We start from the raw sequence: 14991 nt of genomic DNA, 5'->3' as shown, positions 1-14991 counted from the left end.
TTCACGGGCTGGTTCAGCCGGATCATCCTTCAACGAGACGGAGCACATGACACTTCATCATCGCGGCGTCCCGCATCGCTCGCAGCCCGACCAACTCGTGCGCACCACCTGGATCCTGGGGATCGGCGGACTCATCCCCTTCGTCGTGGGGACAGCGCTTGTTCTTTCGAACTCCGGGATCATGGCGCAGCCCGATCTCGAGTTTGCCGTCTCGGCCTATGCCGCCGTCATTCTATCCTTTCTCGGGGGCATCCGCTGGGGCGCGGCGCTGAATGAGACCGGCCGCCAGAGTCCGGTCACTGTGGCCCTCTCCGTGCTGCCCTCGATCGCGGCTTGGGTCATGGTCCTCATACCGGCGCCCTGGAACTTCGTCGGCTTCGCCCTCGCCTTCATCGTACAGGGCGTCTGGGACGTCACCGCCATCCGGGACGGCCGAATCCGGACGCCGTGGTTTGCTCGAGTGCGCTTGGTGCTGACAATCGTCGTCGGCGCTTGCATGGTAGCGCTCGCCTTCGCAACGAACGGAGTCGCAGCTTCCATCGCTTGAGGTCTCGATGACGTCCACGTCATCGCCTGCCGGTCCTCAGCCCGACGCGGCGCTCCCGATCGCCCTCGCCGGACCCTGCCAATCGTCACGCAAGCGGGTGCTCGATCGATTTCGTCCGCGGCGTGTCGACGTCGCTCGTGTGCTTGGTGCCGCTGACGGGCCGACGCGTCGCAGACCTTGTGATCACCGATCTCGGCGTGTTCGACATCGACCGGAACTCCTGCGCCGCCTGAATGGGGTGGGACCTCTGGATGCCCGCGATGAGAAACGGAAGACAAGGAATAAAGCGCGATCAAGCCAGACGTCCGTCTGGCTGATTGCTTCCGCACGCCCATCGCAATGCTGTTGGACAAAGCGATACGTCCATCGCGGAGCAACCCAGTCGCATGCCAGATTTCCACTGGTGCAGTCCGCCCCTTTGCGGGGGCGACACCATTGATCAAGGACCTGACGGCGTTCGCACGGGAGAGCCGCATCGCGACATGGGAAGGCCCGTCGCGATGGTCATCATCTGCTCCGGTCGAACGTCGCTTGTTTTCAGGCCGCGTAGCCCAGGATGTGGTTCATCACGCCGTCCAGCGCCGTTGCCGGATCATCGGGAAGGCTGTGGCTGCGCCATCCCACGATCAGGTCGGGCCGCACCAGCACGCATCCATCCTCGGCGATGGCGCTGATCGACCGCCACGTGCCATAGGGATCTTCGTAATCCAGCCGGTGGCCGATCGCGGTGACGCCGATGTCGATGCCCAGCCGCGCCGAGGCCGCCGTCGCCGCCTCGCGCCAGGCGTCGCCGCCATGGCCGATGAACAGGTGGAAGCGATTCTTGCCGGCCAGATCAAGAGTGGAGACGCGCGGCCCGGGGGTGCGTTTGACCAGCCAGGCATGCGGCACGACCGCGCCCGGCCGCGCACTCGGCCGATGGTAGACTTCGGGGTCGCCAACCGGCTCCTCTTCGGGCGTGCCGTCGGGCACGATGGCGTCGGATTCGTAGCGCCGGGTCATTTCCACGCCGTGCCCGTGCCACATCTGGGGCATTGCCGTGTCGAGCGTGTCGTGAAGCTTGGCCCGACCCTCCGGGGTATCGAAGACGGCGTCACGCTCCTCCGGTGTCTTCTGGCTGACGATGCCCGCGCCGAACGTGTCCCACATCATCGCGTTCATGCGAAAGCTCTGGTTCGCGCGTGCCACGATCTGCGCCCCGACCGGCTGCCGTTCGGCATTGAAGCTGTCGAGCAGTTTGGCATCCGCACGGCCCTTGATGACCAGCGCCAGCTTCCACGCCAGGTTGAAGGCATCCTGAACGCAGGTGTTGGAGCCGAGCGCGTTGGCGGGTGGATGGCGATGGACGGCATCGCCGATGCAGAACACGCGACCTTCGGAGTAGCGTTCGGCGTTGATGTCGTTCACCTGCCATTTCGAGGAGGACAGGATGTTGAGCGGCAGGCTGTCGTCCTTCACCGTCTGACGGATGCGCCGTTCGAAATCCGCCAGCGTCGGCTCCATCTGGCGGCCAAGCGGCGCGATCAGCGTGACCAGCCATTCGTTCCAGGGGCGCACCATCCGGTAGACCGCGACCGGCAGATCCGGATCGCCGTCGGGGTCAACCACGTTGAACAGCGATCCCGGCCGATCCGAGACATAGCGCGACAGGTCGATCTCGCAGAACACGCTGAAGACGTCGCCAACCACCTGATGACCCGCCAGCGGCAGGCCCAGTTGCTGTACGATCTTGCTGCGCGCGCCGTCCGCGCCGATCATGTATTTGGCGCGCACCGTGATCGGTGCTTCACTCAGGCGATCCACGATCTGCGCGGTGACGCCGCTTTCGTCCTGCGTGAACGACTGAAAGTCCCAGCCGAAACGGACATGCGCGCCCAGCCGCGTGGCTTCACCGACCAGGATCGGCTCGAGGTCGGTCTGCGGCAGGTCGATGATGCTGCAGGGGCTGGATGCGATGTATTCGCCGATCCGCGCGGGGTCGTTGCCCCAGGACCATGCGCGGGCGAGTTCTTCACCCGACATGCTGTTTAGCCAGAACGTGTGCGCGATCTGGTCGGCGGGCGCGCCTTTCGCCAGGCATTCCTCTTCGAGCCCGACGTCGCGCATGACCTCCATCGCACGCTGGTTCTTGACATGCGCGCGGGGTGAATCCGCCGGGCCGCGATAGCGCGACAGCATGATGTTGGAGATGCCTGCCCGTCCCAGCAGGACGGAGGCTGCCGCCCCTGCCGGACCCGCTCCGACGATCAGCACGTCGGTGTCGACGATTTTCGTCATGTTTCCTCCTCCATGGTCTGTTTTGTTGGCTTTTTGGTCAGCGGACGACGTGGCGTTGCGCCGGCGAGGCGTCAGACACCCGTTTCGGGTGCACGCGGGCTGCGACCATCCAGAAATGTTGCGACCATCGACGTGTCATCGCTCGGTCAGCAAGGCCACCGGGCGGCACCATCCGGCAGAGCCGTTTTCGACCTTGATCGGAAAGCACATCACCTCGAACCCCGTGCTCGGCAGTTGATGGAGGTTGGCGAGCTTTTCCATGTGGCAATAGATCGTCTCGGCTCCGGCCTTATGGCCTTCCCAGAAGAGATCCCATTGGCCCGTTGCTTTCGCTTTTTCCGCGACGCCCTTCAGGGGCGCATCCCAGCTCCAGGCGTCGGTGCCGCACACCTTCATGCCCCGAGCCGTCAGCCAGAGCGTGCTTCGCGCCCGATGCCGCAGCCGGCGGCAAGGTAACCCGGGTCACCGTAGAGTGCCCCTGCACGGGTGTTGACGAGAACGATATCGCCCGGCCGGAGCTCATGCCCGATGCGGGCGAACTCTGCCTCCATCTCGGCAGCCGTCACAACATGCCCATCGGGCATGTCACGGAAGTCGAGCTTGACGCCGGGACCCATGCACCATTCCAGCGGCACCTCGTCGATGGTGATGGCGCGCTCACCCTTGTTCATCGTCGGGTGATAGTGCCAGGGCGCGTCGAGGTGAGTGCCGTTGTGGGTGGTGAGTGTCAGCCTCTCGATCGCAGCGCCGGCCCCGTCGCGCTGATGGTCCACCGGTATGCCGAACGTCTCGGCGTACCAGCGCGCGCCTTCCGCGTGATCTTGGTAGGTGATGTCCGGCTCGAGGCCCGGCGGATCGGTTATGAAGCGGTCGGTCAGCGTGACGGATAGGTCGATGATCCGGCGGTTCATGCGCGACCTCCCGGAATGACGGTCTGATCGATCGCGCCGAACAGCGGAGCACCGTCACGGCTGCGGCACTCCATTCGCACCCGGTCGCCGAAGGACAGAAATGGCGTCGTCGGGACGCCGGTGTCGAGCATCTCGATGGCCCGGCGTTCGGCGATGCAGGAGGAGCCCACGTGCCGGTAGTCCTCGTTCGAGACGGTGCCGGAGCCGAGGATCGTGCCGCCGACCAGATCTCGGGTGCACGCGGCATGGGCCAGCAGGTCGTCAAACCCGTAGGACATGGCTTAGCCCTCGGGCGCACCGAAGGGGGTGCCGTTCATGGAAACGTGCAGCGGTAGGTCGATGCGCGCGTCGCGCCACGCGTTGCCAAGTTCGTCCGGCGTGACGGCGACAGGGGCGACAGAGCAGGCGGGTTTTGCCTGAATCCAGCCAAAGCCGGTCTTCATCTCGATGGGCCCGAGGGTGCGCAGCGACCAGTCATTGATCTGCACGATCAGGCGGATATGGCCGCGGGCCTCATCTGCCGGAGTGCCCATGGGGATGGCGTCGCAGATGATCCCGAACTCGCCCTCGAAATCGATGCCATCCTCTTCCAAGGGCAGCGGGATGTCGGCCCCGCCACCGTAGAAGCGGTCGGACAGCCCCTGATACATCAGCGGGCGGTCTCTCGGAATGACGAGGTCGAACACCTTCTGAATGAGGTCGCCGTGGCTCTCGTAGGCCGAACCGTCCAGCCATTGCCAGCTGCGCGGCATCGGGGCGAGAGCGATGGCGGGATCGAACGGGACGCCGCCGCCGTCGTTCAGTGCCTCGTACTGTGCTTGGAGCGCGCTGGCATGGGCGGTCCAGTCCTCCATCAGCGCCAGAAGTGTCGGCACGCTCTTGGTGGGCGTGCAGCGGGTGTTGTCGCGGCTGACAAGGTGCAGCCGACCGTCGCGGCTGCCATCGTTCAATGTGGCAAAGCGCATGTCAGTTCTCCACGCCCAGTCGACCACCGAGCGTGTCGGCAAACCAGTCGGCGATGAAGTTGCGGCCGTAGCTCATGTTGTCGGCACCGACATGCTCGACGCCACCCTCGCGATCGGTGAAGATTTTGATTTCGCGGCGCGGCGAGTTGATCAGTTGGTCATAGGATTGATGGGCGTAGTCGAGGCTGATCTGACGGTCCTTGGCGCCGTGGGTGATGAGAAAGGGCACCTTGATCTTCTCCATCTGGCCGTTGAGATGGAAGCCTGCGGATTTCTGAAGAAAATCGTCCATGTCTTTCGCACCGAAAACCCACTGGACATGGCTCCAGTAGTGGGGCACGGGATTTTCACCTTCGCGCTTGAGGCGGCGCTGCTGAACCTCCGCCCAGTTGTGGTTGGCTCCCCATACGGCACCGGCGGCATAGCGTGGCTCGTTGGCACAAACGCGCGGCGCGTAATATCCACCGAGCGAGATGCCGGCAATGCCGATCCGGCTGCCGTCGATCTCCGGGCGCGCCGCCAGCCAGTCGTAGAGCGGGGTGCCCCATGTCTCGCTGTCGAAATGTGCGGGCATGTCCTGCAGGCGCAGACTTTCCCCGGTGCCCGGCTGGTCGACGCAGAGCGAGGCAATGCCGCGCTTGGCCAGTTCGTGCGGCAGGAAGGACCAGTAGATCAGCTCCTTGCAGCTATCGAGACCGTTCAGATAGACGACAGCGGGTGCTGGACCTGCCACACCTTGCGCGGGGGTGTAGAGGACGGGAATGGTCTTTTCGCCATAGGGGATTTCGAAGCGTCGCACCTTTTCGCCCGCGAACCTCGTACCCTTTTCGAAGTTGGCGAGCCCCTTTTTGTAGGTCACCATCCGGTCGGGGTCGCCTTGGCCCTGCATCCGCTCGGCCAAAATGTAATAGAGGGCGGCGCGCTTCAGTTTGTCGGAAGCCGAGAACAGTTTACCCTGGGCTTCTTCATCGGCGGCGATCTCCGTCAGCTTATCGGCCATGCGCACCCACTCGACCATAAAGCCCTTTGTGTCTGCGTCTTCGCTGTCCTTGGACTTTTCGAGCAGGGGTTTGCACATGTCCATGATCTCGCCGATCTCGGCACCTGACGCGAGGGCGATGGACACTGTGAGATTCCAGACGTAATGCGGGAAATATTCGAAAATGGCCATCAGATGCACTCTTCCGGGTTTTGAGGTGGTTCTGTTGCCGGGCGCCGTCTTGGCCGCGCCATGCTTTCGAAAGCTTCAGAGAACGGCATCGATGGCGCAGGCCTGCAGGCGATGGACCGAGCCGGAACGACGCGTGATGATCGTCTCGAACGAGCCATGAGGCGAACCGGCCCAAGCGGACTGTGCCGATCGAGTTCAGGCATGGAGCGACAGCCAAGGGCCGGGCGCATCCTGGACAGGTCGGGAAAGCCGACGCGGATCAGCAGCAGGTGTCTACCGAAGCGTGTCGTTTCTCTTTCTCGCCAATGCGACCGGCGAGATGCTTCGAACCGTGATGGAACCGTCTTCGCCGACCTTCAGCGGAACGGGGGTCAGATTGCGCCCCAGGCACGGCCCGGACAGGCAGGCACCCGTGTCGATGTCGAAGAGGGCGCCGTGGGCGTGGCAGGCCAGATGCGTGCCATCGCCATTCAGATAGGCGTCGCTGCGCCAAGCCATTGGCGTGCCCCCGGTGTAGTGCGGGCAGGCATCGACATAGGCGACGAAGTGATTGTCCCGATTCAGTACGATCACGCGCCGCAGGGCGTCGGGGCGGGGCAGAAAACCGCGCGCCGACCCGACCGGAATATCGTCACGATGGCACAGTCGCGGCTCGTCGGACGACATCAATGCCGAGCGCCTTCGGGGCCGCCACCCGGTGCCCATTTTTCACGCCATTGCAGCAGAAACATCTGGCTGGCCTCGGGGCCGATCGGGGCCTCGCGCGCAACCCAGCTGTTGTCGTGCTTGTCCATGTCGGCGTCGTATTCCACGCGGCAACCCAAGGGACTGTTGAAATACCAGAACCAGTTGGACCCAAACTTGTGACGTCCCGGCCCCCAGAAGCTCTGATATCCCTTGCGCACGAAGCGATCGCCCGCGACCATCAGTTCGGTCGGGCCGCCCATGTGAAAGGCGATGTGTTCGCAGCCCTGCATGTAGTTTGGCGTGCGGATGAAGAACATGGTGTGGTGATCATCGTTGCTGGCAGGACGCAGGAACGGGCCCGCTCCCTTGAGGACATCCGTCACGATGAAGCCGAGACGGTCGATGAAAAAATTCACGGCCTTGTCCATGTCGGGAACGAACAGCACGACATGCGATAAGGTGCGTGGCGCGGCGGCCATGGTGTCGGAAACGCCGAGTTCGTTGGCCGCGCGCTGAGCGGGAGCGCCAGGCGCGTTGATCTTTTCGGCGGGCATGTCCAACTCGCGCCGGATGGTCACTTGAAAGCGCAACTGAAAGCCAAGGTCATCGACAAATTCGAGTGCGCCGTCGGCCAGGCGGGTGACGCGGCGATCCTTGGAGATCTCGGCTTCGATCTCGGTCAGGGCCGCGGCATCGGCGACGCCATAGATCTGCTGGCGCAGCATATTGCCGGTATCCAGTGCAGGCGGCAGCTTCGGGTCGCTGCGGTGGCGCACCAGAACGCCGGTTCCGTCGAGCGCTTGAAACAGCCAGCCCGTGTCATCCAGCTGAACGCCCTTCAGGCCAAAATCGGCAAGGAAGGTCTTGGATCCTTCCAGATCATCGACGCCAAAGACAACGCAGTCGGGTCCAATGATGTTCAAGGTGAAACTCCTCCGTCCGTATCAACCTCCGGGTCGATCGTGACCCCCCTCTGTGGACAATGTTTAATGAGCGAGTGGATATTTAACAAATTTCTTTTATAAATCGTTCTCAATCATGCGGTGAATACCAGGGGAGGTGACATCATGCGGTTCAACAAGCTCGACATGAACCTCCTGGCGGTGCTCAACACTCTGCTGAAGACACGCAACGTATCGCGCGCTGCTGAGGAGATGTTCATCACGCAGTCTGCGATGAGCAATGCGCTGGGCCGGTTGCGGACGTTTTTCGACGATCCGCTGCTGGTGCCGTTGGGGCGGCGGATGGAGTTGACGCCGCTGGCAAATTCGCTCGAAGAGCCGCTGCGCGATATCATGACGCGGGTTGAAAGCGCCATGCTGATGCGGCCGCATTTCGACCCCGCCACCGAAGACCGCACCTTCACCATCGTCATCTCTGATTATTCGATGGCGGTGATAGGTCCGCAACTCGTGCGGCGGGTGGCGGCGCTGGCCCCCAACATCCGGCTGAACCTGTGGGCGCAGCACACCAACCCGACGCAGTTGTTGGACCGGGGCGAGGTGGATGTGCTGATCGTGCCCGAGGTGCTGGGCGCTGCACATCATGCGAGCGAGATCCTGTTTGTCGATGATCTGGTCGTGCTGGTCGCCGATGACGGCCCCTATGCGGGCACGCAGATCACTCTGGAACAGTTCAGCACGGCCCCTCATGTGATGACGGAGCCGCTGATCGGCCAGCAGAGCTTTGCGAGCGTCGCAATGCAGGACGCGGGGATCGAGCCGAAATACACGTTGTCGACCTATTCGTTCTCCGCCATCCCCGATTTCGTCCGTGGAACGGGTCAGATCGCCCTGATCCAGCGACGGCTGGCCGATCTTGCGGTGCGGAAAGGTGGCTTGCAGATCCTGCCGCCGCCATTGGCTTTTCCACCGCTGCGCCAGAGCATCCGCTGGCACGAACACCGCTCGCTCGACCCTGGGCTCGTCTGGTTGCGTCAGCAGCTCATGGCCTGTGCCTGAGGCGCCTGCGCTTTCGAGCGTTCGTTGCCGAGCGATCCAGAGCCTCGCATCACCAAGGGATCCGGTTGCACCACTGACGCAGCACTCAGGACGCAGAGGCATGACCTCGCGTGATCCCTATCCTCGCTGCGGCCCGTTTGATTCCGGCAGGGTCGTTGCCGGCGCACCTGTCCTATGTCGCCGTGTCGCTGAGCGCGTGTGATCTCATCGGCCGCAAAGGCGCGAAGAGCCGCAAGCTTCATGATGCGCAGCCGCGAGCTCTGTCCGTAACGCCTTGGAATGAGGTTCAGATGCTGGCGCAGAGCCGCGATGCGCTCGATCTCGGCGCGGACGAGCTGGTCGAGCTGGTCCTTCGTGGTCATCGCGGCGGTCGGTCTCACGGTGAGGTCGGCAAGCAGCGTGTTGAGCCGCCGCGCCATGTAGGCCGCTTTGTGATGGTCGGACAACCGAAGTGAGAAGGAGAGGCGGGCTTGCCGCGGCACCTTGCGGAAGCGCGTCGGCACGCGAGCGCGCCAGTAGAAGGTGTGGCCGCGCCGTTCGAGATCGCTGGTGTCATGCCGAGTCGCCACCGACCGGATCCCTTGAGCCGCGAGCCCGAGGAGACGCCGATGGGCGTCACCTGTGGGCTACAGGTTTGGGCACATCGCGTGGCGAAAGGGCAGAGAGGATTCTCAGCCACCGAAAACGACAATGATTACATGAGCTTGCTGTATGCTGGCTGGGGAACCTGGATTCGAACCAAGACTAGCGGAGTCAGAGTCCGCTGTTCTACCCTTAAACTATTCCCCAGCAGGGCACCGTGCGGCGGAGCCGCGGCGGATGGGGGTCGTATAGTCGATCGAGGACGATCTGAAAACCCTCTTTTTTGACGGCCTCGTTCGAACACTGCGGGAGGCCGCCTTCGAGCGAGGCGGCGGGGCGGGCTCGTTCCCGCTCGTCGGCGAAGGTCGGTCGGCGAGTGTGGCGATCGATGTGGCGGCGCGGCGATGTCGGAGCGTGGCGCTCGGTGGGCCGGAAGCGCGCAATGCGCCGATGGTCGGAAAGGGTCGCCCTTGTGCTTCGCGGCGGGCTTGGTACAGTTCGCCCAACACAAAAACCAAGGCGCGTGGGCCGACCCTTCGGGTTGCGCGGCGCCGGAGAGATATAGTGAGCATCGATGATTTCAGAGGAAACCCGCCTGCCACGCTGAACGATCCGAGGATCGGCACGCGATCCCGTCGCGACGACACCGTCCGGGCGGCGGGGACGTCCTTGCCGTTCGTCCCGCACCATGACTCGTCGCGAACGGAGCGCGAGCCAAGGAGCGGCGGACCGACACCGACAGGGGACGGCGTGTCGACGGTGGCCGGGGATCCGACGCGGATCGCCGCCCGGTCCGCGGGAGAGGTCCCAACGGCGGAACTGTCGCGGGCGGACGATGGCGAGGGTCGCTCGCTCGACCGTCTCGATGGTCGTTCGACGTCGATGGGGGTAAGCGGCCCGTCTCCTCGAGGCGAGACGCTTGGCACGCCATCGCCCGGTCGCCTGCAGCGGCTGGGACACGCATCGTCGCGTGCGGACGACGGCGAAGCCTTGCCCTTGACGAAGCGCCAGAAGCGGCGGCGTCGGAAGCCAAGCTCGGCGCGCAGCCCCGACGAGACGCGGCCGAACGCCGAGTCCGAGGCGTGGCCGACGTCGTCCGATCGCGACGCCGCCGGCGGGGCGGGCGGCCCAGCGGTCGAGCCGTCCGACGGGGCCCGGGGCTCCGGCCCGGCCGGACCATCTGCAAAGGAGGCAGGGCCGCGTTCGCGCCGCCGCCGTCGCAAGGGCCAGGCCCGCGGCCGTGCGATGCGTGCTGGTGACGGTGCCGGGGGCGGAGCCGGTGCGGATCCGGCGGCGACGGCGCACCGCGACCTGCACATGTCCTTGGAGGAACGCTCGGTGCCTCCGGCCGCCGCGGGTGGCCCGGCGGCCGGCCTTCGTCGCCCCGAGACGCCAGCGTCGACGGATCGGGGCCGTGCCGAGCGATCGCCGGAGGCAAGGCCGGAACGTTCGTCCGTCCGGCACGGCAGCGCGGTATCGCGTTCGACGGATGCGGCGGAGCCGATGGAACGGCAGCCGGTCGAGCCGGTCCCTTCGTCTCGCCCGCCGCTCGGCGTCGCGCAGGCCGAGGCGCCTGCCGCCGACGGAGCATCGGTCGCCGGCGCGGGAGATCGAAGTCATCCGCTCGGGCAGGCCGGCGCACCGGCCGCCGCCGCGTCTTCGGCATCGGCATCGGCGACCGCCTCGCATCTCGGCGAGCCGGAGCGCGTTCAGCCCCCGGTCTATGCCGCGCTCGATCTCGGCACCAACAATTGCCGGCTGCTCGTCGCGGTGCCGACGCGGCCCGGCCAGTTCCGCGTCGTCGACGCCTTCTCGCGCATCGTGCGCCTCGGCGAGGGGCTCGGGCGCACGGGTCGCCTGGCGGGACCGGCCATGGATCGCGCCATCGCGGCGCTGGGCATCTGCGCCCAGAAGCTGTCCGCGCGAACGGTCGCCGGCGCGCGGCTGATCGCGACGGAGGCCTGCCGGGCGGCCGCCAACGGCGAGGAGTTCATCGAGCGCGTCAAGCGCGAGACCGGATTGGAGCTCGAGATCGTCAGCCGGGAGACCGAGGCGCGCCTCGCCGTGTCCGGCTGCGGCTCGCTGGTCGATCGCACGGCCGAAGGTGCCGTGCTCTTCGACATCGGGGGCGGTTCGACCGAGATTGCGCTTCTCGATCTGCGCGGCGGCTCGTCGCGGCGGCTCTCCAACCACATCGTCGCCTGGACGTCGCTGCCCGTTGGGGTCGTGTCTCTGGCGGAAAGCCATGGCGGTCGCGACGTCGGTCCCGAACTGTTCGAGGCGATGATCGAGGAAGTGGTCGAACGCATCGCGCGGTTTCCCGCCCGCGGACGGCTGGACGAGCTGGTGGGCGGTCCGGGTTTCCACCTTCTCGGCACCTCCGGCACGGTGACGACGCTGGCCGGGGTCCATCTGGGACTGGAGCGTTACGACCGGCGGCAGGTCGACGGGCTCTGGCTGAGCGAGGCCGAGGTGACGGAGCTTGTCGGCCGGATCGCGGGCTGGAGCTTCGAGGAGCGCGTCGCAAATCCCTGCATCGGCAGCGACCGTGCCGATCTGGTTCTGGCGGGCTGCGCGATCCTCGAGGCGATCCGGCGGGTCTGGCCGGCGCGCACGCTGCGCGTGGCCGATCGGGGGCTTCGCGAGGGGCTTCTCACCGAGATGATGGTCGCCGACGGCGTCTGGCGCCGGCCCTTGCCGGCACGCCCTCCCTTGCGACCCAAGGTGCCGGCGTGAGACGCGCCGGAGCGAGCGAGCGGATCCGGCCCGAGCGCATGCGAAGCGTGCATGGCCGGTCCGACGACGGGACCCCCGACGGCAGGAAGCCCCACGGCATGAGGAACGAGTGATGGCGGGCGGTCGCGGAGACGATCGCGGGCTGGTGGTCCGCGTCAAGAAGAAGAACAAGCTGAAGGCGTCCTCGCGCGCCTGGCTCGAACGGCAGCTGAACGACCCGTATGTCCGTCGCTCGAAGATGGACGGCTATCGGTCGCGCGCCGCCTACAAGCTGATCGAGATCGACGATCGCTACAAGCTGTTGAAGCCCGGCATGCGGATCGTCGACCTCGGCGCCGCACCTGGCGGCTGGACGCAGGTCGCCGTCGAGCGCTCCAACGCGGCCGACAAGGAATCGCGCATCGTCGCGATCGACTACCTGCCGGTCGATCCGATCGCGGGAGCGACGATCCTCGAGCTCGATTTTCTCGACGAGACCGCGCCGAAGCAGTTGACCGACGCCTTGGACGGCCCGCCCGACATCGTGGTGTCCGACATGGCCGCGCCAACGACGGGACATCGCCGGACCGACCACATCCGCACCATGCATCTGTGCGAGGTCGCGGCCGATTTCGCGATCCGCACGCTGAAACCCGGCGGGCATTTCCTGACCAAGACCTTCCAGGGCGGCACGGAAGGCGAGCTCCTGACGCTGCTGAAGCGTCATTTCGTGAGCGTCCACCATGTGAAGCCCCCGGCGAGCCGCGAGGATTCCGTCGAGCTTTACCTTCTCGCCAAATCCTTCAAGGGACGTCGCGAAGAGGAGAAGCCGGAGGCCGAGGACGAGAACCTCGACGACGAGGGGCCGCTCGGCTGAGCCGACCGGCCTCTTCGATCGAAGCTTATTCCGCGGGGACGCGTCTGCCCGCGATCTCCGCGCCGGCCTCCGAGGAGAGACGCAGGAAGGCGACGGCCGCCAAGGCCGTCACGCCGCCGACGATCAGGAAGGCACGCTGGAAATCGGCGATGGTGGAGACCCCGTCCGTCCCGAAGGCCATCTGAACTTCGAGAATCGCGCCGGCGACCGCAACGCCGGTCGCGATCGCCACCTGTTGGAAGGCGGCGAGCATCGCCGTGGCATCCCCGGTCTGCGGCTGCGGCACGTCGGCGAAGGCGAGAACGTTGACGCTGGTGAAGAAAAGCGAGCGGAAGAAGCCGCCGACGAGAAGCAGCGCGACGAGAAGAGCGATCGGCGTCGTCGGCTCGTAGAAGCCGATCATCGCCATCATCACGCCGCCGGTGATGCCGGCGCCGATCAGCGTCTGGCGGAAGCCGAAGCGCTTGAGCAGCGGCTTGGCGAGGAACTTCATCATCATCGCCCCGCCGATCGAGGCGGCGCTGATGAGGCCGGACTGGAGCGGCGTGTAGCCGAAGCCGAGCTGCAGCATCAGGGGAAAGAGGAACGGCACGGCGCCCGCGCCGATCCGGAAGATCGCGCCGCCGACGATCGCCGAGCGAAGGGTGGCGATCCGAAGGAGCCGGAGTTCGATCACGGGCCGAACCGTCCGGCGCGCATGGCGCACGTAGAAGCCGGCAGCGATCGCGCCGGCCAGGACCATGATCCCTCCGAAGATCGGCGGAAGCGCCGGCAGGGAGACGACGGAAAGGCCGAAGACGATGCCGGCGCAAGCGAAGCCCGAGAGGGCAAAGCCCGGCCAGTCGAAGGAGATGTTCGCCATCGGCTCGACGCGCGGCAGGAAGCGCGTGGCGAGCGCGATGCCCACGATCCCGATCGGGAGGTTGATGAGGAAGATCCAGCGCCAGTCGGCATAGGTCGCAATGGCGCCGCCGATCGGCGGTCCGACGAGCGGGCCGACGAGGGCGGGTATCGTGAACCAGGCCATGGCGGAAACGAGGTCCGAGCGTGGCACCGCGCGCACGAGGAGCAGCCGTCCGACCGGCGTCATCATCGCTCCGCCGACCCCTTGCAGGAAGCGGGCGGCGACGAACCCCTCCAGCGAACCGGCCATCGCGCAGGCGAGCGAGCCGAGGACGAAGACCCCGATCGCCCAGCGGAACACGGTCTTGGCGCCGAACCGGTCGGCCATGCGGCCGGAGATCGGGATGAAGACGGCCAGCGAGACATAGTAGCTCGTCAAGGCGAGCTTCAGGGCGATGGGGCTGGTGCCGATGTCGCGCGCGATCGTGGCGAGCGACGTCGCGATGACGGTCGAGTCCATGTTTTCCATGAACAATGCGACCGCGAGCACCAGGGGAACGATGCGTTTCACGGCAGGGCCTCGGGAGGAGATGCGGACGGAGCTTGAGCCTCGATCTAGGGCGCAGGTCCCGGACGGGCAACGCAAGGGGGCATGCGGGGGAGAAACGCGGGGAGGGCGCCGGAGCGTTCGATCCTGCCGCGATCGTCCCCAGGATCTGCGGTCATCCGCTCTTGTCAAGCGGGATCGCCGGCGTATTCTCGATACAGGCGGGAGGAGACGACGCATGGGTCTCGGGAGAGGCTTCCGACGCGACAAGACGGCGCCGCGCATCCTGATGCTGGCCGCCGTTCTCCTTCTCGCGATCTCGCAGATCTTCGTACTGGTCGAGGGACCCGCGACGGCCTATCCCGCGATGGCGCGGGCGCCGCAATGGGAGGCCGGCATGTGGGCGGGTCTCCCCCTGGCGGGCTGGGAGCTCCATCCCAAAGCCTATCTCGCCATCGCGCTTCTGGGCTGCGCCTTCTGGCGCGACGAGATCGCCGAGCAGACGCAATTCCGTCGTTTCGGCTATTGGGTCGCCCTGATCCTGGTCTTCGCAACGTTATCGCCGGGCGCTCCGACCCAGGGCGCGGGCGCGGGCCTCGGCGGCATCGCCTTCCTGATGGCCATGGTCGCGGCCATCTGGCAGCAGCTCCTGCCGCGCATGATCGTCTCGCCCTTCCCCCGCCGCGCGCCGCCGGACGCTTGATCGGCCGGCCTATCGCGGCCGCTGAGACGGGGATCGCGGAGGCGTGACCCTTTGCCGGCTTGCCGAACGAACGCCCTTTTCCAGTTTCCGGCAGAGGGAGCGGCGCGCCGAGCCACGCCCGGTCGTCGCGGCGCGCGGTTCCGCGGCCGGAAGATCGGGAGCGGGACCGGCGCAAACCGGCCGCACCGCGCCGGGAAACCGGACC

13 protein-coding genes, 1 tRNA gene and 1 pseudogene are annotated in these 14991 nt (G+C 66.0%); 6 read left to right on the top strand and 9 right to left on the bottom strand.

The window, feature by feature from the left end; genetic code table 11:
• Window positions 1-46 precede the first annotated feature (46 nt).
• Complete coding sequence (locus ASG43_RS18870) at window positions 47-547, top strand: DUF3429 domain-containing protein (protein ID WP_056508233.1); 501 nt, start codon at window positions 47-49, stop codon at window positions 545-547.
• Window positions 548-1084: 537 nt separating this feature from the next.
• On the opposite strand, the gene ASG43_RS18865 is transcribed toward ASG43_RS18870, so the two are convergent.
• From ASG43_RS18865 to ASG43_RS18840, 7 genes and pseudogenes are all read right to left on the bottom strand, one after another.
• Window positions 1085-2824: an FAD-dependent monooxygenase gene (locus ASG43_RS18865; RefSeq protein WP_056508231.1), complete on the bottom strand. Its 1740-nt coding sequence runs from the start codon at window positions 2822-2824 to the stop codon at window positions 1085-1087.
• A gap of 135 nt (window positions 2825-2959) precedes the next feature.
• Window positions 2960-3735, bottom strand: a pseudogene (locus ASG43_RS18860) (cyclase family protein).
• Window positions 3732-4013, bottom strand: a complete 282-nt coding sequence (locus ASG43_RS23815; RefSeq protein WP_348271094.1) for a hypothetical protein — start codon at window positions 4011-4013, stop codon at window positions 3732-3734. The pseudogene ASG43_RS18860 and the gene ASG43_RS23815 overlap by 4 nt, the downstream one beginning before the upstream one ends.
• Window positions 4014-4016: 3 nt before the next feature.
• Entirely contained in the window at window positions 4017-4700 is a 684-nt protein-coding gene (locus ASG43_RS18855) for a fumarylacetoacetate hydrolase family protein (protein WP_348271093.1), read from the bottom strand.
• Window position 4701: 1 nt separating this feature from the next.
• On the bottom strand, window positions 4702-5871 hold the full coding sequence (locus tag ASG43_RS18850) for an alpha/beta fold hydrolase (RefSeq protein ID WP_056508229.1): 1170 nt from the start codon (window positions 5869-5871) through the stop codon (window positions 4702-4704).
• Between the two features lie 273 nt (window positions 5872-6144).
• Window positions 6145-6537, bottom strand: a complete 393-nt coding sequence (locus ASG43_RS18845) for a Rieske 2Fe-2S domain-containing protein (RefSeq protein ID WP_056508227.1) — start codon at window positions 6535-6537, stop codon at window positions 6145-6147.
• The gene (locus tag ASG43_RS18840) at window positions 6537-7481 is read right to left on the bottom strand and encodes a VOC family protein (protein WP_056508226.1); all 945 of its coding nucleotides are present in this window, start codon (window positions 7479-7481) and stop codon (window positions 6537-6539) included. The genes ASG43_RS18845 and ASG43_RS18840 overlap by 1 nt, the downstream gene beginning before the upstream one ends.
• Window positions 7482-7625: 144 nt before the next feature.
• Between ASG43_RS18840 and ASG43_RS18835 the strand changes: the two genes are divergently transcribed.
• Complete coding sequence (locus ASG43_RS18835; protein ID WP_056508224.1) at window positions 7626-8519, top strand: LysR family transcriptional regulator; 894 nt, start codon at window positions 7626-7628, stop codon at window positions 8517-8519.
• A 110-nt stretch (window positions 8520-8629) separates the two neighbouring features.
• Window positions 8630-8974 (top strand): hypothetical protein, encoded by a 345-nt coding sequence (locus ASG43_RS22975; protein WP_156386783.1) that lies wholly within the window; start codon window positions 8630-8632, stop codon window positions 8972-8974.
• Between the two features lie 260 nt (window positions 8975-9234).
• Here the strand turns inward: ASG43_RS22975 and ASG43_RS18825 are convergent.
• Window positions 9235-9308 (bottom strand) — tRNA-Gln (locus tag ASG43_RS18825).
• 1296 nt (window positions 9309-10604) lie between these two features.
• Here ASG43_RS18825 and ASG43_RS18820 point away from each other — a divergent pair.
• Together ASG43_RS18820 and ASG43_RS18815 are read left to right on the top strand one after the other, a co-directional pair.
• Window positions 10605-11837, top strand: a complete 1233-nt coding sequence (locus ASG43_RS18820; protein ID WP_082491061.1) for a Ppx/GppA phosphatase family protein — start codon at window positions 10605-10607, stop codon at window positions 11835-11837.
• Between the two features lie 112 nt (window positions 11838-11949).
• Window positions 11950-12693, top strand: a complete 744-nt coding sequence (locus ASG43_RS18815) for an RlmE family RNA methyltransferase (protein WP_056508222.1) — start codon at window positions 11950-11952, stop codon at window positions 12691-12693.
• 25 nt (window positions 12694-12718) lie between these two features.
• On the opposite strand, the gene ASG43_RS18810 is transcribed toward ASG43_RS18815, so the two are convergent.
• On the bottom strand, window positions 12719-14107 hold the full coding sequence (locus tag ASG43_RS18810) for an MFS transporter (RefSeq protein WP_056508221.1): 1389 nt from the start codon (window positions 14105-14107) through the stop codon (window positions 12719-12721).
• Window positions 14108-14321: 214 nt separating this feature from the next.
• Between ASG43_RS18810 and ASG43_RS18805 the strand changes: the two genes are divergently transcribed.
• Window positions 14322-14786 carry a hypothetical protein gene (locus ASG43_RS18805; RefSeq protein WP_056508219.1) on the top strand — a complete coding sequence of 155 codons (465 nt, stop codon included), beginning with the start codon at window positions 14322-14324 and terminating at the stop codon, window positions 14784-14786.
• Window positions 14787-14991 lie beyond the last annotated feature (205 nt).

It is taken from the genome of Aureimonas sp. Leaf454 (assembly GCF_001424685.1).
GTDB lineage: Bacteria > Pseudomonadota > Alphaproteobacteria > Rhizobiales > Rhizobiaceae > Plantimonas.
Note: the sequence above shows the minus strand (reverse complement) of the source record. Positions and strands in the feature narration are given on the sequence as shown.